The following is a 17,785-nucleotide window of genomic DNA, read 5'->3' on the forward strand; positions in this document are numbered from 1 at the left end:
ATATATGCTCATGGGAAAGGTCATTCTTATACATGCCAATTGTCATAACTCTAAGGCTAAAGGCGATTTTGCTTTCGCTGGTAATATCGCAAAAGATTTGATTTTCGAATTTAATCGGCAAGCCATAGAAGGCATGGACGTTATTTTAGTAAGCACCATTGCTGGGATATCACGATTTGAAAGCCTGTATGGAACTGCTGTTGACGGGCGAATTATCATAGAAGGTACCAGCGTTGGCTTGTCTTCTCTTGAGAAATTCGATGCGGTTGACAATACAGTTGTCGCTTTTATTGATGCCAATCGCTGCAAATATTCGGCGGGAGAACTGGTAAAAAGAGTATTGTCTCCCGAGAGTAAATTTTTATTTGTAGGAAATGTCAATCAGGAAGCTCTTGCAAGTTTGTTTGATCAAACCTGCTACCGTATGCAAGCCCAGAAAGAACAACCCGGCGTCTATGAATCTTTTAATGAAAAAGACATGCTAATTGGCAGCGCTGGTCTTGGTCCAGACCGACTGGGTTTGCCAGCCATTGCCCAAGCGATCAATTTAAGTGCTTTATCTTCTGAAGAAAGGGAAATGTTGCCGCAAGGAAGCTATGGCTTTATGTACCTTGCTGCTGTGGATAGTTCCAAGGATTACAAGCTGATTGCTCAATATATTAAGTTAAGCGGTCATAATCAGTATGTTCTTGTCGGGGATTTTAGTAATAGGCAGTATGATATTCGTTGTGCTTATGAACAGGATACAACGTTGGATATTCCCAACAAATATCTGCCGCAAATTAAATATCATCAATCATTGCCTAATCATGTGATGCGTAAAGCAGTAGCCAATGCAGATGGCTCTTTGGTTTTATCAACTGGAGTTACTAGTACATTGGAAGCCATGCGGGATAGTAAGCTTACCTATTATCAAGATATGGATAATAATCAAGAGTTTGTGGCAGCTTATTTACTCGCAGTAAAATCCATGATTACAAGTGATGACTCCTTGTTTGGTGCCTTGCCGCAGTTAATTATAGAACTGTCCCATTTGCTTTTTGCCAGTAAACCACTGAACAAGGTGGATGCAGAGCGAACACGGGATTTATTACAAATATCTTTAGTAAACTCCAAATTAATTCGTGCAAACCAAACGATTATTGAGAAGGCTAGTGGAAAAATTGCAGCAAGGCTTCTTAGCTTTATAGGCAGTGCGCGGCAAACTAATGATCAAATTCAATTTGCTACTATTTGCGCGTCTTTACGCAAGACAGAAGAACAAAGTAACCCGGCTGAGGATCAGGCTTTAAGAAGGGCTGCAGCCTGGGATAGGTTATTTGAACTTAAAGTGCTGCTTAAACACATTCCGGTTACCAACTTGGATAAAACAGATGCTGTCCATGAGTTTACGGCGTTACATTGGGCTGTTTTGAGAAAAAATTTAGATTGCGCGCGAGCATTAATAAATGCAGGGGCTTCTTTGGATCGCCAGGATAAAGCTGGGCAAACTGTGCTACACAAAGCTGTAAAAAATGGCGATAAGCCAATGATAAAATTACTTATCGAGGCTGGAGCTTCTACGGAGATTGTGGATAAAAATCGCAAGATTCCTGCGGAGTGCAGTCCTTATCAGGATATTGTGTTCTTCATGAAAGAATGCCACTCTCAATTTCCAAGCAAATATTTATAATAAACATGCAGCCGCAACTATTTTAAGCAAGCATTAAGCAGGTTCGGCGCGCAAGGTTAAAACGTCGCAATTTGCATGGTGCACCACCGCGTGTGCCGTGCTACCTAGAAAAGAGGGTAGTTTGTTAGGCGTATGACTGCCAATGATGATTAAATCGCAGCCTAATTCATTTACCTTATTCAAGACATGCATTTTAATCGAACCTACTTCCACGAATTGCTGAGAGGCCGGAATATTAAGCGCTTCCCCTAAAACATTCATGACCATCCAGGCATCGTCTTTGACCGGTTGATCAAATTCTGCAAAACCAAGTCCTTGTGCTAATTGTAACGAGGAGGGAGGTTCAATAACGTGCATTAAATAGAGTTTTGCATGAAAGCATTTTGCGATTTCTGCTGCTTGCGCGCACATGCGAAAATGGCTTCCGCTTAAATCAGTTGGATGCAAGATATTTTTATACACAGGTTCCCTCGTACGAAAAGCAGCCACAATTCAAGTGTAGTTGATTTCTTTGAAAAATATCAACTTTTCTCCCTGATAATGTAACGTTTACATTTCTCAAGATGGGTGGAAATTAATGTGCTATTTGGCAGACTTGCTTGCGGAGTTATGCTGAGCAAGGGAATAAGAACAAAATCACGCTGCAACATACGCGGGTGCGGAATGGTTAATTGTCGGGTATGCATCTGTCTTTTGCCATAAATTAGGATGTCGACATCAAGCGTGCGCGCTCCCCATTTTTTCCTTCTAACCCGGCCATGTTGCTTTTCAATTCGCTGGCAAAAACGCAACAATTCAGCAGGCGATAACGAGGTAGAAAGCTCTACCACCAAATTGTAATAATTAGGTTGCGCGCGCGAGCCGGCTACTTGGCTGCAATAGCACTTGGATGTTTTAGTGAGAACAGACTTTGGTAGCTTGTTAAGTTTTGTTAAAGCAAGCATTAATTGGCGCTGGGGCGAACCTAAGTTACTGCCTAACCCCAGATAGCAAATCGTCATGAAGTAATTTTTGGTTTATACCGACGTCGCTTGCGTGATTTAACAGGGGGGAGTGCTGCAATCATGTCTTGCTGGCCCTGTGAATCGGCATCTTGAAACGTAGTCCACCATTGTGCCAACTCCATTGATTCATCACCAGCCAGGGCGCGCAGGGCGAGGAAGTCATAGGCTGCACGGAAGCGTGGATGCTGCAACAAATTGAAGGCACGATTTCCGCTGCGCTTTGGAAAACGATATTGCATAATCCAGATTTCGCGAATTACTTGGGTGTATCGCTTAGGAATGGTAACGTAGCGATTTTGGTCTGCAATAACTTGCGACATGGCCTTTTCCAAGGCAGGTAATGGATCCATACCTGTTTCCCTTAATTTGGCCGCTTTATCCAGCATGGGGAACCAGAGGATAACGGCAAACAAAAAAGCCGGTGTAACGGGTTTGCTATCGCGGATGCGTATATCCGTATTTTCCAAGGCGATACCCATCAGGGCATTTATTGGATAAGAGCTTGGTAAAAGTTGATGCGTTTGTGGAAAAAGATGAGCAAACAAACCATATTTCACCAATAAACGGTGCACGGTTTCAGCTTCACCGCATTGGTAAAGTTTTGACATTTCATCAAACAGGCGAGAACCGGAGACGTGGCGTATCAATTCGCTTAATTCGCTTAATGGTGCGGCGGTATCTTGCGCCAGCTCAAAATGCAATTTTGCGCTAAAACGGATGGCGCGTAACATACGAACCGGATCTTCCTGATAACGCGTTACGGGATCACCAATAATCCGGATTAAACGCTGTTCAATGTCTTTAACACCGCCTGTGAAATCCAGAATGGAAAAATCTTCAATATTGTAATAAAGAGAATTAACGGTGAAATCACGACGCCAGGCATCTTCTTCGAGCGTGCCATAGACGTTATCGCGGATAAGCATGCCGCGGTCATTGGTGAGCTGATGCGAATGCGCTGGTTCATGGCCGCGAAAGGTAGCAACCTCAATGATTTCACGATGAAAAATGATGTGAACAAGTTTAAAACGCCGACCAATGATGCGCGCATTACGGAATAATTCTTTAATTTGATTTGGTGTTGCATTGGTGGCAATGTCGAAATCTTTCGGCGCTTTTCTCAATAAAAGATCGCGAACGCTGCCGCCGACTAAATAAGCTTCAAATCCGGCACTGCTTAGACGGTTAAGAACTTTAAGAGCATTGCTGCTTATGTCGGTCTTGGAAATTTGATGTTGGTTGCGCGGAACGGCAAACGTGGATTCAACCGGAGATTTTTTTTTCCTGGTTTTACGCAACAGTTTTTTAATTAACGTGATGATTGTAGCCACCTGCACTTATATGTATCGCGTCCGTATTATACCCAAGCTAGGATAGAAAGTGAATTCTTCTCTACCATTCATCCTGCTGCATTTATTGTTTATAAAAATTAAAAGCATGCAAAAGAAATAGCAAATAGTAAAAAATGCTTGCTGACTTGCAGCAAATTAATGCTACATAGGTTTGGTATTGAGCAATTTATCAAACTCGCCTGCCACTTGCCCGACCATTTTTTGGCGCCTGGTTTCAGCAAAGAATGCGCTGCCAGTGATTAAAAGCTTGCCCACGATAACCAAAAGGCCGATGCCTGTGGCTGCGATGAGGATGTTGGCAAGGATTGGTTTCCAGCGGGCCCGGTGGGTGCTTAAATCTTGATAAGTTTGCACCAGTTGTTGTTTAAAGCTGTTTTGGATTGTTTCTATGGCTTTGTCATCTGGATTGAGGGCATTTTTCGCCGCGAAATAAAGGCAGGCAAGGTTTTCCAGTGCATCGGCGGCTGCCATGGCTTTTTCCCCTTCCAGGGTATTTTTATCGGTAGCATTTTGCATGCCTTTTTCTTGCTCTTGCTTTTTATTTTCTTTATTTTTGTTTTTAATGGTTTCGCCGTATTTTCTTAAAGCTTGCAAGCTCGTTAACAACTCCGTAGTTTTAGGGTCTTGCCGGTTGAATAATTGCACGATCTCTTCCTTTCCTGCAAGGAAGGCAAGCTCGTAGGGAGAGATGGGAATGTTTTCTTTATTGGCTTTTTGCTCCAGGAATGTCTTAATTCTTGCCTCTATTTTTGGTGGGATGGCTTCCCCAGGGGTTAAGTGGGGGGCAATCAATTTCCTTAACTGATTTTCTGAACTAAACTGATTTTCTGAACTAAGTCGCCATGCTTCATCTTTAAAATTTATATTTAACTCAAGGAGCGTTTCAACAATCGTTGGTTGATCCCGAAGAATGGCAAAAAGGTATGTGTCATTGCTTACCACTTCATGTTTAACAAGTTCCAGGAAGGTTTCTTTTGAACCATATCCCGTCGCCAAGCCAAGAGGCGTATGGCCACACTTATCTTTTTTTGTCATATTGACACCTTTAGCCGCCAATGCAGGTATGAGGTGCGCCTGGTTAGTTAGGGCGGCCATATGAGCTATGTTTTGTCCCTGGTTATCTTCTGCATTCAAATCGAACCCTTTGGCCGCGAGAAATTCAATTACTTCAAGTTGTCCGCTTTGGGCTGCGGCGTGTAGAGGTGTTAAACCATTTTTATCTTTCTTATTAAAATCAATCCCCTGAGCCATGAATTTTTCAATCAATTCTTTATGGCCTTTACCGGCAAGAATATGGGCAATGGTTCGCCCATTATCATCCTCAAGCAATAAATCCACTCCTTTTTCTTTAAAAAGGTCCAAGATAGTTTCACTGCCCACATCAGCTGCATCGTGGATGGCGTGACGACCATCATTGCTTCTTTTATTGGGATCCACATTATTATCACTTAATAATTTAACTATGACATGTACTTGGTTCCCCCATGCTGCATAATGAAGCGGGGTCATGCCGGATGCATCGGGTTCATTTAAATCCGCCCCTAATTGCTTAAGGGTATCCAGAGCTTTATCGTACCCATTGAGGGCGGCTATATGGGCAGGTGTTAATCCATCTTTATCTTTTACGTTAATAGGAACTCCTTGTTGCTGCAGTATCCTAATGGCTTCGCATTTACCATTTAAAGCAGCGGCATGCATGGGAGTCATACCATCATTATCTCGGGCCTTATGTAAAAAATCCACCTGATAGTTGGAAAGTATTTTGAGAACTTCGGTATGGCCATTCTGGGCAGCTATCCAGGCAAGATTGTGTTTATCCTTCCCATAGGTTTTATTGAAGTTCGCCCCTGCCTCACCAAGCTTTAAGAGAGTATCGGTATCTCCATCTTGGGCAGCGATATAAGCTAAATCAATTGCATCGGCTCCTGTTCGCTGAATCATCTCCGCGCTGAGGTTATGTGCTGATTTAAACGCAGCAAATTGTCCCTTAAATTGTGCGAGGTTCGCATGATCACCTGTAGTGAATAGCTTTACATTAAAAGGTGTATGGTATGAAAAATTAAAAGCAAGCCTTATATGGGTAGTCAACAAGTTTGTGTCATTTTTTACAGCTTGAGGTGGATATTGGTTAATATCCATAAACCTCCAGCCTTTTCCTTGTTGATAGGTGAGTGCGATGGCATGATTGTAATTCCCCAGCATGAAGCCGACTGTTTGTTCGGGATTTAGATTTTTATCAAGAAAAGCTGCCATTTCGTCGAAATATTTTATCATTTCAGTGCTGGAGAGTATCATCGCTTGCGAATAAACCTGCTGCAAGCCACCTTTTTTAAGGATGGAATCAGAGGCAGCAATTGGAGAAATTTGTTCTATTTCTCCCTGCACCAAACCTTCTGTAAACAATGGGTAATCACCAGGTTGATGGTATAGAGCAAGGCTTTCGTAGAAAGCCAGAATATCGAAAATTTCCTGTTCTTCCTGGTTTAAATCTTCTTCAGTGGGCGGTTTCTTTGAAGCTATGATCTTCTTTTTTAACGTGGTAATTTTTTCCGGAAATGCCTCGCCAAGTTGGTAATATTCTTTTATCTTTTCGCTTCGTGCTAAAAATTTTTTTTCATCTTCTTCACCAGCTAAGCAAGCTTCCAGCCAGCGTACGGAAAAGCCATGGCAAACCCCCTTGGCTTTTTCTTCAAAGTAGCCAAGCCTTTTTCCAACTTCGAGCACATGAGTATGCATAAACTAAAGCCCAATATGGCATTTATTTGCGCATTATAGCAAATGGATAACCATTAAACCAGTTGTTTGATAAGTAGACTTTTTAGTAGAAACGGCTAGATATATTCTAGTTCTTACCAGAAATAAAAGGTATGATTAACGGCATTTGCACTCAGTTAGAAATGAAATGGAACTTCTTGATATTATCTTAAGCTTATCTGCTTTAATCATTTTAGAAATTGTTCTGGGGATAGATAACCTGGTTTTCCTGTCCATTCTTACCGAAAAATTACCGCAAGCTCAACGTAAAAAAGCGCGTCGCTGGGGGTTAACTTTTGCCTGGGTAACGCGTTTATTATTACTGGCTTCTGCAGTTTGGTTGGTTAAATTAACTAAGCCATTCATAACCATGGGTAATTTCAGCTACTCCGTACGCGATCTGTTCCTATTAGTAGGGGGCGGGTTTCTTATTGCCAAGGCTACGCAGGAAATCCATTATGAAGTAGGAAATGGCGAAAAAGAATTTAAAAAAATCCACCAAGTATCGGCTACTTTTCGCTCGGTAGTAGTTCAGGTTGCTTTGATGGATATTATTTTCTCTTTAGACAGCGTGTTGACAGCCGTGGGACTTACCAGCCGTTTTTGGGTCATGGCTGCTGCAATAACTTGTGCTATTCTGGTTATGATTTATGCAAGTGAGCCCGTGAGCCAATTTATCGAAAAGTTCCCTACTGTAAAAATGTTGGCATTGAGTTTTTTAATTCTAATCGGTATGGTGCTGGTAGCAGATAGCTTTGCTTTTCATATACCGCGAGGTTATGTGTATTTTGCCATGGGATTCTCATTAGGAGTGGAGGCGCTTAATCTCATCAAGCGGACTCGACATAAAAAAAAGAAATAGGTTCATGATGTTAGTTGTAAAAGCATTTCATATCATTGCCGTGGTTGCCTGGTTTGCCGGTTTGTTTTATCTACCGCGCTTGTTTGTTTACCATGCTGAGGCAAAAGATAGAGTAAGCATTGAACGGTTTAAGATTATGGAACGGCGTTTATATTATGGCATTACCTGGCCTGCTGCGCTGCTGACGACTGGTTTGGGAATATTCCTGATTTTTTATAACCCATCCTATTATTTAAGGGCAGGCTGGATGCACGCAAAAATTAGTTTGGTGGTGTGTCTTTGGATCTATCATGTTGTATGTGGTCAATTTGTAAAGAATTTTGCAAATGATATTAATGGCAGGAGCTCAACTTTTTATCGTATTTTTAATGAGCTCCCCACGCTTTTGTTAATAGCAATAGTGCTTTTGGTTGTGGTTAAACCCTTTTAGTGGGTCAGATTTCCACCATTTCAAAATCTTCCTTGCCGGCGCCGCAATCAGGACAAAACCAGTTTTCAGGAACGTCTTCCCATCGGGTTCCGGCGGCGATGCCATCTTCTGGCCAGCCTTCCTCTTCATCATAAATAAAACCACAAATAACACAAATGTATTTTTTATAGGGTTGCATAATCACTGCTCAGTAAAAAAAGTGGTAATTTAGCCAGAGTCAAGACCGATGTAAAGGTTTCTCTCTGGAATCTTGGCAATTTCTTTTTTTCTATCTACGCTTAAGGAGGCTAATCGCTATTCATAACATTAAGGAGAATTTTATGCATACCAATGGATCAGTAGTGAAATCAAAAGATGTAGTGGGAACAAAGGTTAAAAACCAGCAAGGCGAAGATTTAGGCCGCGTTGAGGAAATTATTCTTGATAAAGAAGAAGGGTATGTCCATTATGTTGTTTTATCATTTGGTGGATTTTTAGGCATGGGAGATAAATTTTTTGCTATGCCTTGGGAAATTTTTACTTATGATCCAAATGAAGAATGCTTCGTCATCAATGTGGATAAACAAAAACTCGAAAATTCACCAGGATTTGACAAGAATCATTGGCCTGATATGACCAGTGCTCAATGGCATCAAAACATTCATAATTACTATGGCACCCACCCACGCCACAATGGGGCTGGCCGCATTTAAAAAATTCACCCTGAGGAAGGTATCCTCAGGGTAATTGCAACCTGGGCATTAATGATGTGCAGCTTTTTTCTTTTCTTTTTTGTGTCCGTGAAAAGAGGCATCTTGTTGTGCCGCGATTTTTCCATCGAAAGTTTTCACTTTTGCAGATGAGGTAACTTTTGGTTTTCTTTTGCGGGCTTTCCTTGTTTCTGCAGCGATTTCAAGTTCAGATTCCAATGCATGCGTTACTTCTTTTAAAATTTTAATCAAGCGCTTTTTTTGAGCTTTATCTGAAATATTCCATGCATCTTTATCAGCCCGTTGATGGGCAACCTTGAATTTTAAACCAGCCAATTCCGTCGAATAGTCATTGGCATTTAATTTTTCCACGATTTGATGTGCTAAAATATACCAATGGTATTTTGTTCCCACCGGGACACCCGAGCCTTCCGGTGCTTTGCCTTTTCTTCTTTTAGTCACCGCATAATGAATTTCCCATTCATCCGGGGTAATTTTGGTTTCCTTCCAGGCTCCTTGATCATAAATCCAGGAATGACTGCGGCCCACTTTCATACCTGTGTAGCGTCTGCCTTCAAATTCTTTAAATTTGTTGTAAGACTCTGTAAGAGCATTTTTTTCCTCTGGGTGAGGTGACTTATCCTTGGCGTTCATCGAGTGTTCCTCTCAAAATCTACTCAGATTATATTAATTTTAGCAAATTTGAGAGGTAGCCATGCGCAGATACTGATATAGATAGATTTGCCCTGGTTATCGCTTACATGCTCTAACCAGGATAAATTTACATAATAGTGTATAAAGCGGACAACCCGACGTAGTTGCCAGAAACTTGTTGATTAAAGCGGATATTAAATGCAGGCAAATTAGCATTCATTTCCTGGTAGCGGGTGTAAAAATAATCTAACCCTACGCCAAGATTGTCGTTAAAGGCATAATTTATGCCTGCCCCAATACGTCCCCCGAATTTGTTTTCATCCGCGCGAAAAGTAACCCCGCTGGTGCCGGGCGCTTGATAAATATTTAAGTTGGCATAAGTCAAGCCACCGCGTGCATACAGCAACCAATCATCATTAAAGCGGTAGCCCGGTAATATATCGGCCGTTACGTAATCGTGTACTTTCAACGTGTCGTTAAAGGTTAATGAAGTAACGCTTACTCCAGGGCGGTTATAAATGGTTGCGGAGCGGCGGGGAAAATAAGTACCTACTTCACCCCCCAGAAAAAAACCTGTATCCATGGTTCCGCCATAGCCTAGAAAAACATTGCCAAGCGCGCTGGTATTTTTTTGAACCGGGCTTTTAATCGTGAAGCCGGTCACTGTATTTTTAGTGGAGAGGTTAAATTGGTCAAAAGAAGCGCCTATACCTGCGCCAGCATAAATACCCTCACGCGTATTTGCTTGGGAAGCGGTGGCAAGAAGAATGCCCAGGCAAGCTAAACTAAGCTTTTTCCATTCTTTTTTAATCACTTTTTTATCTCCAGAATTTCTAACAAACTGCGTAGGGTATGAGAAAAAAATTTTAATGGCAAGTTTTAAATGCACATGCTGCGTAACTCCATCGCACGGGATGAAATTGCTGACATCAATTCAGGAGAATTACAGAGTTTTGGCCATTATCCTTAAATGCAGGTAAAATGCCGTGCAAAAGAAGTGGAGTTTATTATGAGCCATTCACATGAATTATTTATGCAAGCCTTATCATTACTTCCTGGCGGAGTGAATTCGCCGGTACGGGCATTCAAAGGTGTAGGCGGCGAACCTGTATTTTTCAAACAAGGAAAGGGAGCTTATATAATCGATGTGGATGATCAACAATACATTGATTATGTAGGGTCTTGGGGGCCGCTGATTTTAGGCCATTGCCATCCTGCTGTTATCGAGACAGTTAGCCAGGCATTACATTGTGGTATGAGTTTTGGCGCCCCTACCGAGCATGAAATTCTGCTGGCCCGAAAGATCATGCAATTAATGCCGGCTATTGAAAAAGTGCGCATGGTCAATTCCGGGACCGAAGCCACAATGACGGCGATACGTTTAGCGCGTGGCTATACCAATAAAAACAAAGTCATAAAATTTAACGGCTGCTATCACGGGCATAATGACAGCTTATTGGTAAAAGCCGGGTCCGGTTTATTGACTTTGGGCATACCGGCAACCCCTGGCATTCCCGCAAGCATCACTGAGCACACATTGACTGCCGATTTTAATAACCTCGAGCAAGTAGCTGCATTATTTGCAGCCTTCAAAGATGATATTGCTGCTGTAATCATCGAGCCAATTGCCGGGAATATGGGGTTTGTGCTGCCCAAAATGCAATTTTTACAAGGGTTGCGGGACTTGTGTGATCAGTATCAAACCCTATTAATATTTGATGAAGTGATGACTGGGTTTCGCGTGAGTTTAGGAGGCGCGCAAGCACTTTATGACATTACCCCTGATCTGACCACATTAGGCAAAATCATTGGCGGCGGCATGCCAGTAGGTGCAATAGGCGGGAAAGCGGAAATTATGGATTGTCTGGCACCGGTAGGCCCGGTTTATCAAGCCGGAACTTTATCCGGAAACCCTCTGGCCATGGCCGCAGGACTGGCAACTTTAACGGAAATTGAAAAACCTGGTTTTTATGAAAATCTGTCTTTTATTTCCAGCAGCTTGATTGCCGCATTAAAAGAGGCAGCTGCTTCTCTTAATATCCCTTTTTGGGGCGCCGCAGTCGGCGGTATGTTCGGTTTTTGCTTTAATGATAAAGAGGAAATTTTACATTATAAGGACGTCGCCTCTTCTGACGAGATGCTGTTTAAAGCTTTTTTCCATGGCATGTTGCAACAGGGCGTTTATTTTGCTCCTTCCATGTATGAAGCGGGATTTGTATCGGGTGCCCACCAAATTAAGGAAATCCAGTTGACGCAGCAAGCGGCAGAACGTGTTTTACTGCAAATTTTACAGCGGAAATAAGGAACCGTGAGTTCATTTTTTCAACCCATTCAAACTGCGAAACTAATTTGGCGAGAAGGGCTTCCTTACTCTGCTGTTTTTAATGATATTTATTTCTCTACAGAAAATGGCTTACAAGAAACCCAGCATGTGTTTATTGAGGGAAATCAATTATTATCCCGCTGGGCTGAACTTGCGAATTGCAAGGCGACTCATTTCATTGTTGCAGAAACCGGGTTTGGCAGTGGCTTGAATTTTTTGCTGACATGGTTTTTATGGAAAAAATACGCCCCTCCCTTAGCCCGGCTGCATTTTATTTCTTGCGAAAAATATCCTCTCACTTATGAAGACTTGGCTAAATGCCTTGCCCTATGGCCGGAGTTAAACGATGAGGCTTCTAGCTTGCTAAAAAGCTATCCTGTTTTAACGCCGGGATTTCATCTTTTATCATTTGACGAAAATCGCGTGCAATTGACTTTAATGTTGGGAGATGCTTTGGCTTGCTATCAGCAATTGCTGGTATGTGGGGATAAATCATTGGAAATGAAACTGCGCACTGCTTATGTGGATGCCTGGTTTTTAGATGGTTTTGCACCGGCTAAAAATCCTAATATGTGGGATGCTGAATTATTGAAAATCATCGCACTTTTATCCAGATCACATACCACATTGGCGACTTTTTCTGCAGCGGGTGCTGTAAAGCGTGGTTTGGAGTCCGTTGGATTTACAGTCAAGAAAAAAGGTGGCTATGGTCGAAAGCGGGAAATGGTGACAGCAGTTTTTCAAGGAAAAGCCGCGGAAAGCAGCAAGCGACACACCCCGTGGCAAGCGAGTGCGCCGTTATTTTATAAAGAAAAGCGGGCAATTATCCTGGGCGCGGGACTTGCTGGGTGTTGCATAGCTTATGCCTTACGCCGGCGGGGTTGGTCTATAACGATTCTGGATGCTTGTGGAGAAGCCGGGCAGGGTGCTTCCGGGAATCAATATGCAGTTTTATACCCTAAACTTTCTGCTTATCGCTCGCCATTAACTGAGTTTATGTTAAGCGCATTTCTCCATGCCATCCGTTTTTATCAACAATTACTGCAGACTTGTTCTTTCGGTGAATTAAACGGCATTTTACAACTTGCTTATAACGATAAAGAAATTGCCATGCAACAAAGCTTGCAGGAATGGCTTGCTCATTACCCCGCACTTGGGACATTAGTTGCCAAAAATGAAGCAGAACATTTGGCTGGCCTTGCGCTAAAGACAGGAGGGCTTTTTATTCCCAATTCCGGATGGATTCATGCTGGGGTTTTGTGCCGACATTTATTACAGCTTGCTGAAGTTCATGAGATTGAACCAATCCGGGTCAAGGAATTGCAGTTTGCAGAGGGTAAATGGCATGCGGAAGGGCACAGTGCTGAAGTATTGGTTCTTGCCAATGGTTATCAGGCGCGTCAATTTGCAGAAACTGCATACCTCCCGCTTAAAGCCATTCGCGGCCAAATGAGTACTATTTTAAGTAATGAAGAAACAGCCAAGCTAAAATTGCCATTATGTGGGAATGGTCATGTGTTGCCCGCCAACCAGGGAAAACATGGCATTGGGGCAACTTATCATTTGGACAATACGGATATAGGCAACTATGCGGTTGATGATGCCGCAAATTTAAAAAAATTAAGTCAATTAACTTTGGCAGATGTTTGGTCCAGGCGAGTGATTAAACACTGGTCCGGTATCAGGGCTGCAACCCCTGATTATTTGCCTTTGGTAGGGCCTGTTATGCAGGCAAATCTGTTTAAAGAACAATTTGCAGATTTTGCAACCAATGCAAAACGTTGGCTCCCGGCTCCAAGCCCTTCCTATCCGGGTTTATACATTTGTGCCGGTTTTGGCTCGAGAGGATTGACAACTATCCCACTGAGCGCTGAATGGTTGGCTTCCCTCATTAATCATGAACCTGAAAGTCTGCCGCGCCATCTCATCCAAGCCATTTCTCCAGCACGGTTCCTATATCGGGAATTAAGCCGCAACAGAAATAAAACATGACAACAGGCAAAATGTGTTGCATCCATCCTGAAATAAAATGATAAAGTCTTGTAAACTCTTTTATCTGTGTTATTTTTTCCGAAATTTTTATGCCGGTTTCGTGTTCGGGGTGGAGACGTTTATGTATTTTAAAGCTGGTTTATCTTTAATAGGGTTTCTGTTATTAACCGGATGTGTGACGCCTCCTCCGGCAGACGTTAATAACGTTTGCCGTATTTTTAAACAATATCCTCGCTGGTATGCTGATGCAAAAGATGTGGAGCGCCGCTGGCGGGTTCCAGTTGCTATTCAAATGGCTATTATTCATCAAGAATCTAAATTTAATGGCAGGGCTCGCCCGCCCCGCACAAAATTGTTATGGGTCATTCCATGGACGCGACCCTCTTCAGCCTACGGCTATACTCAAGCCTTGCAAAGCACTTGGGCGAATTATAAAGCTGCAAACGGAGGTTTATTATCTGCACGTGATGATTTCGGTGATGGTGTCGATTTTATCGGTTGGTATGCTAACCTTGCTTATCGCAAAGCGGGGATCCGGCGTGATGATCCTTATAATCTTTACCTGGCTTATCATGAGGGAGTGGGCGGGTATCAACGTAAAACTTACCTGAAGAAAAAATGGTTAGTGGCAGTGGCTCACAAAGTAAAGGCACGTGCACAAATCTATCAAGCCCAGCTTGCATCATGCCAGAAATCCCTGCATGGAAAATCATGGTATAAACCTTGGTGAGACTTTCTAAGTGACAACCGTAATTTGAAACGGTACGATATGATACCTCGTAAAACTGAGGCACACCTTACTATTGGAGTTGACGAATGGGATTAATGCGATTGATGTTATTGGGCGGTCCCGGTGCTGGAAAAGGTACACAGGCAGAGCGATTGATAAAACATTTTAGCATTCCGCAAATATCCACGGGGGATATGTTGCGTGCGGCAGTGGCAGCGGGAAGCGAGATAGGTTTAAGCGTTAAAAAAATCATGGATGCAGGCCAACTTGTTTCAGACGATATTATGATTCGGTTGGTGCAGGAGCGCTTGGCTTTACCCGATTGCAAAAATGGATTTTTATTAGATGGATTTCCTCGGACGATTGTGCAGGCAGAAGCGTTAAAAAAAGCTCATATCGATTTGGACCATGTGATTGAAATTGCAGTGGATGATGAAGAAATCGTAAAACGCATTTGCGGAAGACGTACACATCCTGCATCAGGCCGGGTTTATCACGTCGAATATAATCCGCCAAAACAACAGGGGCTCGATGATATAACGGCTGAACCTTTAGTGCAGCGTGATGATGATCGGGAAGAGATTATTCGCAAGCGGCTGCAAGTTTATCATGAACAGACCGAGCCGTTGATTGCTTATTACCGGGAGTGGGCTAAAACTAGTAAAGAAGCCCCTAGATTTCATCGGGTTGAAGGTACAGGAAGCGTCGATAGTATTTTTCAAAGAATTTTATCGGCTATCAAAACTAAGGAGACGTCATGGCAGGAAGCGGCTCAGTCCAATCGGTAAGCAGTGCCCAATTTGAAGCACTGATCAGTGAAAATGAAATCGTTTTTCTGGATTTCTGGGCAGAATGGTGCGGACCTTGCCGGGAATTTGCAAAAGTTTATGAACGCGTTGCATCTCAATATGAAAACCAGGTGGTCTTTGCCAAGGTAAATATTGAAGAGGAGGGCGAGTTGGCAGAAATTTTTCAAATCCGCTCCATCCCACACCTGGTCGTTTTTAAACAAGGTATTGTTATTTATTCTGAACCCGGCAGCATGCGCGATTCTATTTTAAAGGAATTGGTAGAGCAGGCCATACAAGCCAATATGGATGAAGTGCGTGCAGAACTTAACAAGGATACTAACTAAACCCGTAGTAACTTCTTGAATCATTGACATAATTTATCAGTCCTTATTGACTTCATTTGTTATCCTTATTACCATTTTCAGCGGATAATAAGGATAACAGGGAAAGTCCAAGCTAATGGAATCATTTCATAATCTCTTTCTTAATTTCTATTATCTTTATTCTTTTTAAAAGGCAAGTTACTATAAGGATATCTCATGGAAGAAAGAAAAACTCTCGCAGTAGTCGGTTGTGGTGCTTCGGCTGTCGTATTTCTACGCTCTTTTATTCAAGAATGTAAAATCAAACAAATTAATAATATCAATTTAACCATTTTCGAACCTGCCTCAATTTTAGGCACTGGCTTGGCTTATCAAATGGATTTGCATAATTTAATTTTAAACAGGCCTGCGAATACCATGTCCAGTAACATTTATAAAATTGATGAATATTACCAATGGATGAAAAAAAAGCTTAATTATGCCAAGCAGGAAAATTTAATTTTTCCAAGTGATAATTATTTTTATACATCACGCAGCTTTTTTGGAGGATATTTAGCTGAGATGCTAAAAAAACGATAGTTTGATGCACAATTTAATTGCCCAGGGTTTGGCCAAACCCAATTTATACGGGGGAGTAGAGGTGGATTTCGATTCCGCAGCGGTGATCGATAAACAAAATAAAATAAATTATCGCATAAGGTTACTCGGCCATAATACTTCCGGAGTTTATTACTACACCAGTTCTTTGGAAATGATTGCCAAAAGGGCACATCTCATTGCTGTTCATTTAACCCATTTTATTAAGGAAAATCATGAGGAAAATCGCCTGGTTGATGCCGCTGCTGATTGGATTGGTGGTTCTGCCACGCCTGTCAATTGATTTATATTTACCTTCTTTACTTAAGATGGGCAGTGAGTTTAATGCAAGTCATGACAGCATGCAGATGACTTTAACCGTATTTATGTTCGGATATGCTATTTCCATGCTGATTATGGGGCCATTATCAGATGTATTCGGCAGAAAAAAAACCATGCTATGGGGTTTGGTACTTTATGTTTTTTCTACTTTGATTTGCGCAATATCCACTTCATTAACGCTTTTTATCATCGCCCGTTTTTTCCAAGCAATAGGGGGTTGCAGTGGAACTGTTATAGCCAGATTAATGGTCAAAGAAACCTATAGCCGCGATGAACAAATACGTATAATTGCTAATTTGTCGGCTGCAATGGCTGTAGCTCCCTTGTTTTTCCCTATTTTAGGCGCTCTGCTGCAAAAGGGAGGTGGTTGGCAAATTATTTTTTATCTATTGACGCTGTTCGCGTGCTTATTGGCTGCAGTCACATATAAGCAGATACCTACTGTGGCGCCGCATGCATCGCAACCATTTAGCCTGAAAACATTACTTGGCAATTATAAAAAATTTTTAAGCCACCGTTTGTTTGTTGCTTACAGTTTAACCATTAGCATGGCTTGGTGTTGCTATTTTGTATTTACCCTTGACTCTCCCTTTTTATTTCAGGAAAAACTGGGTTTTTCTCCCATGGCATTCAGCGGATTTTATGCCCTCACCGTTTTTGGATATCTGGTTGGTACGCGATTGACAAAACGATATGCGACTCAATTTGGTTGGGATAAAACCATTTTCATGGCTATTTTTTGTTGTCTGACCGGAGCATTATTGATGTGGGCACTGACTCATCTCATGCAGTTAAATTGGATGCTCATTGTGGTTCCCATGTTATTAATTATGGTCGGTGTCGGAGTGATTATTCCTTGCACTCAAGCTTCGGTTATGCAGCCATTTGAAAAAAATACCGGTGCTGCTTCAGGATTATTCTTTTTTATTCAAATGCTCTTTGGTAGTTTTTGCGGGTTGCTTTTAAGAGCGCTGCATCCATATACAGAACATGCCATGCTTTTTATTCTTGTTTGTGCCAGCGCTTGCATGTGTCTTTGCTTTTATCTTTTGGTTTGGCGCTTTCAAGCTTCTTCTCATATAGAGTTGCAGTATTCGAAGTGATTTTGCACCAGAATATTTATGTTTATTGCCTGTGAAGAAATAGGCAACGTCCCTAAAGTTTTTTAGCCAAGATTTCATCTTAAATTGAGCACAAATTTTTCTATTTCACTTCGATCTACCCCCTCTCCCACGATAGGAGCTTTGATAGTATGATGATGCCCTTCGCGGGAGAGGGTTGGGGAGAGGGA

General features: G+C 42.1%; 19 protein-coding genes. 12 read left to right on the forward strand and 7 right to left on the reverse strand.

Going from position 1 to position 17,785, the window contains the following annotated elements; translation table 11 throughout:
* Positions 1-10: 10 nt before the first annotated feature.
* Positions 11-1,672: a Dot/Icm T4SS effector AnkY/LegA9 gene (gene ankY / locus ELY11_RS04465; RefSeq protein ID WP_126954353.1), complete on the forward strand. Its 1,662-nt coding sequence runs from the start codon at positions 11-13 to the stop codon at positions 1,670-1,672.
* Positions 1,673-1,705: 33 nt separating this feature from the next.
* On the opposite strand, the gene ELY11_RS04470 is transcribed toward ankY, so the two are convergent.
* The 4 genes from ELY11_RS04470 to ELY11_RS04485 all read right to left on the reverse strand — a co-directional run bounded on the left by ELY11_RS04470 (position 1,706) and on the right by ELY11_RS04485 (position 6,764).
* Complete coding sequence (locus ELY11_RS04470) at positions 1,706-2,134, reverse strand: universal stress protein (protein WP_127032599.1); 429 nt, start codon at positions 2,132-2,134, stop codon at positions 1,706-1,708.
* A 59-nt stretch (positions 2,135-2,193) separates the two neighbouring features.
* Entirely contained in the window at positions 2,194-2,673 is a 480-nt protein-coding gene (gene folK, locus ELY11_RS04475) for a 2-amino-4-hydroxy-6-hydroxymethyldihydropteridine diphosphokinase (protein ID WP_127032600.1), read from the reverse strand.
* The gene (gene pcnB, locus ELY11_RS04480; RefSeq protein ID WP_371923167.1) at positions 2,670-3,977 is read right to left on the reverse strand and encodes a polynucleotide adenylyltransferase PcnB; all 1,308 of its coding nucleotides are present in this window, start codon (positions 3,975-3,977) and stop codon (positions 2,670-2,672) included. The genes folK and pcnB overlap by 4 nt, the downstream gene beginning before the upstream one ends.
* A gap of 192 nt (positions 3,978-4,169) precedes the next feature.
* Entirely contained in the window at positions 4,170-6,764 is a 2,595-nt protein-coding gene (locus ELY11_RS04485) for an ankyrin repeat domain-containing protein (RefSeq protein WP_127032601.1), read from the reverse strand.
* A gap of 166 nt (positions 6,765-6,930) precedes the next feature.
* Between ELY11_RS04485 and ELY11_RS04490 the strand changes: the two genes are divergently transcribed.
* Positions 6,931-7,644 carry a TerC family protein gene (locus ELY11_RS04490; protein WP_126954333.1) on the forward strand — a complete coding sequence of 238 codons (714 nt, stop codon included), beginning with the start codon at positions 6,931-6,933 and terminating at the stop codon, positions 7,642-7,644.
* Positions 7,645-7,651: 7 nt separating this feature from the next.
* Complete coding sequence (gene hemJ, locus ELY11_RS04495) at positions 7,652-8,074, forward strand: protoporphyrinogen oxidase HemJ (protein ID WP_126954354.1); 423 nt, start codon at positions 7,652-7,654, stop codon at positions 8,072-8,074.
* Between the two features lie 4 nt (positions 8,075-8,078).
* On the opposite strand, the gene ELY11_RS04500 is transcribed toward hemJ, so the two are convergent.
* Positions 8,079-8,252: a rubredoxin gene (locus ELY11_RS04500; protein ID WP_126954334.1), complete on the reverse strand. Its 174-nt coding sequence runs from the start codon at positions 8,250-8,252 to the stop codon at positions 8,079-8,081.
* A 142-nt stretch (positions 8,253-8,394) separates the two neighbouring features.
* On the opposite strand from ELY11_RS04500, the gene ELY11_RS04505 reads away from it, so the two are divergent.
* Entirely contained in the window at positions 8,395-8,766 is a 372-nt protein-coding gene (locus ELY11_RS04505) for a PRC-barrel domain-containing protein (RefSeq protein ID WP_126954335.1), read from the forward strand.
* Positions 8,767-8,814: 48 nt separating this feature from the next.
* Here ELY11_RS04505 and ELY11_RS12480 read toward each other — a convergent pair whose 3' ends face one another.
* Positions 8,815-9,417 (reverse strand): hypothetical protein, encoded by a 603-nt coding sequence (locus ELY11_RS12480; protein WP_199737855.1) that lies wholly within the window; start codon positions 9,415-9,417, stop codon positions 8,815-8,817.
* A gap of 127 nt (positions 9,418-9,544) precedes the next feature.
* Entirely contained in the window at positions 9,545-10,306 is a 762-nt protein-coding gene (locus ELY11_RS04515) for an outer membrane protein (protein ID WP_158614990.1), read from the reverse strand.
* 120 nt (positions 10,307-10,426) lie between these two features.
* Here ELY11_RS04515 and hemL point away from each other — a divergent pair, with 120 nt between their 5' ends.
* From hemL to ELY11_RS04555, 8 genes are all read left to right on the forward strand, one after another.
* Entirely contained in the window at positions 10,427-11,719 is a 1,293-nt protein-coding gene (hemL, locus tag ELY11_RS04520) for a glutamate-1-semialdehyde 2,1-aminomutase (protein WP_199737852.1), read from the forward strand.
* 6 nt (positions 11,720-11,725) lie between these two features.
* Positions 11,726-13,732 carry a bifunctional tRNA (5-methylaminomethyl-2-thiouridine)(34)-methyltransferase MnmD/FAD-dependent 5-carboxymethylaminomethyl-2-thiouridine(34) oxidoreductase MnmC gene (mnmC, locus tag ELY11_RS04525; RefSeq protein WP_127032602.1) on the forward strand — a complete coding sequence of 669 codons (2,007 nt, stop codon included), beginning with the start codon at positions 11,726-11,728 and terminating at the stop codon, positions 13,730-13,732.
* A gap of 121 nt (positions 13,733-13,853) precedes the next feature.
* Positions 13,854-14,462, forward strand: a complete 609-nt coding sequence (locus tag ELY11_RS04530; protein WP_126954339.1) for a transglycosylase SLT domain-containing protein — start codon at positions 13,854-13,856, stop codon at positions 14,460-14,462.
* 95 nt (positions 14,463-14,557) lie between these two features.
* Positions 14,558-15,250, forward strand: a complete 693-nt coding sequence (gene adk / locus ELY11_RS04535) for an adenylate kinase (RefSeq protein WP_126954355.1) — start codon at positions 14,558-14,560, stop codon at positions 15,248-15,250.
* Positions 15,220-15,597, forward strand: a complete 378-nt coding sequence (locus ELY11_RS04540; protein ID WP_126954340.1) for a thioredoxin family protein — start codon at positions 15,220-15,222, stop codon at positions 15,595-15,597. The genes adk and ELY11_RS04540 overlap by 31 nt, the downstream gene beginning before the upstream one ends.
* A 195-nt stretch (positions 15,598-15,792) precedes the next feature.
* Entirely contained in the window at positions 15,793-16,155 is a 363-nt protein-coding gene (locus ELY11_RS04545; protein ID WP_127032603.1) for an FAD/NAD(P)-binding protein, read from the forward strand.
* A gap of 4 nt (positions 16,156-16,159) precedes the next feature.
* A complete protein-coding gene (locus ELY11_RS04550; RefSeq protein ID WP_127032604.1) occupies positions 16,160-16,456 on the forward strand; it encodes a hypothetical protein in 297 nt (98 codons plus the stop codon).
* Positions 16,389-17,597, forward strand: a complete 1,209-nt coding sequence (locus ELY11_RS04555; RefSeq protein WP_127032605.1) for a multidrug effflux MFS transporter — start codon at positions 16,389-16,391, stop codon at positions 17,595-17,597. The genes ELY11_RS04550 and ELY11_RS04555 overlap by 68 nt, the downstream gene beginning before the upstream one ends.
* Positions 17,598-17,785 lie beyond the last annotated feature (188 nt).

This window comes from Legionella septentrionalis (assembly GCF_003989745.1).
GTDB lineage: Bacteria > Pseudomonadota > Gammaproteobacteria > Legionellales > Legionellaceae > Legionella_A > Legionella_A septentrionalis.

What these genes read in the sequence shown, in the direction of transcription:
- ankY (WP_126954353.1), top strand. Translation starts at nt 11, where the DNA reads ATGGGAAAGGTCATTCTTATACATGCCAATTGTCATAACTCTAAGGCT.
- folK (WP_127032600.1), bottom strand. Translation starts at nt 2,673, where the DNA reads ATGACGATTTGCTATCTGGGGTTAGGCAGTAACTTAGGTTCGCCCCAG.
- ELY11_RS04485 (WP_127032601.1), bottom strand. Translation starts at nt 6,764, where the DNA reads ATGCATACTCATGTGCTCGAAGTTGGAAAAAGGCTTGGCTACTTTGAA.
- ELY11_RS04490 (WP_126954333.1), top strand. Translation starts at nt 6,931, where the DNA reads ATGGAACTTCTTGATATTATCTTAAGCTTATCTGCTTTAATCATTTTA.
- hemJ (WP_126954354.1), top strand. Translation starts at nt 7,652, where the DNA reads ATGTTAGTTGTAAAAGCATTTCATATCATTGCCGTGGTTGCCTGGTTT.
- ELY11_RS04500 (WP_126954334.1), bottom strand. Translation starts at nt 8,252, where the DNA reads ATGCAACCCTATAAAAAATACATTTGTGTTATTTGTGGTTTTATTTAT.
- ELY11_RS04505 (WP_126954335.1), top strand. Translation starts at nt 8,395, where the DNA reads ATGCATACCAATGGATCAGTAGTGAAATCAAAAGATGTAGTGGGAACA.
- ELY11_RS12480 (WP_199737855.1), bottom strand. Translation starts at nt 9,417, where the DNA reads ATGAACGCCAAGGATAAGTCACCTCACCCAGAGGAAAAAAATGCTCTT.
- hemL (WP_199737852.1), top strand. Translation starts at nt 10,427, where the DNA reads ATGAGCCATTCACATGAATTATTTATGCAAGCCTTATCATTACTTCCT.
- ELY11_RS04530 (WP_126954339.1), top strand. Translation starts at nt 13,854, where the DNA reads ATGTATTTTAAAGCTGGTTTATCTTTAATAGGGTTTCTGTTATTAACC.
- adk (WP_126954355.1), top strand. Translation starts at nt 14,558, where the DNA reads ATGCGATTGATGTTATTGGGCGGTCCCGGTGCTGGAAAAGGTACACAG.
- ELY11_RS04540 (WP_126954340.1), top strand. Translation starts at nt 15,220, where the DNA reads ATGGCAGGAAGCGGCTCAGTCCAATCGGTAAGCAGTGCCCAATTTGAA.
- ELY11_RS04545 (WP_127032603.1), top strand. Translation starts at nt 15,793, where the DNA reads ATGGAAGAAAGAAAAACTCTCGCAGTAGTCGGTTGTGGTGCTTCGGCT.
- ELY11_RS04550 (WP_127032604.1), top strand. Translation starts at nt 16,160, where the DNA reads ATGCACAATTTAATTGCCCAGGGTTTGGCCAAACCCAATTTATACGGG.
- ELY11_RS04555 (WP_127032605.1), top strand. Translation starts at nt 16,389, where the DNA reads ATGAGGAAAATCGCCTGGTTGATGCCGCTGCTGATTGGATTGGTGGTT.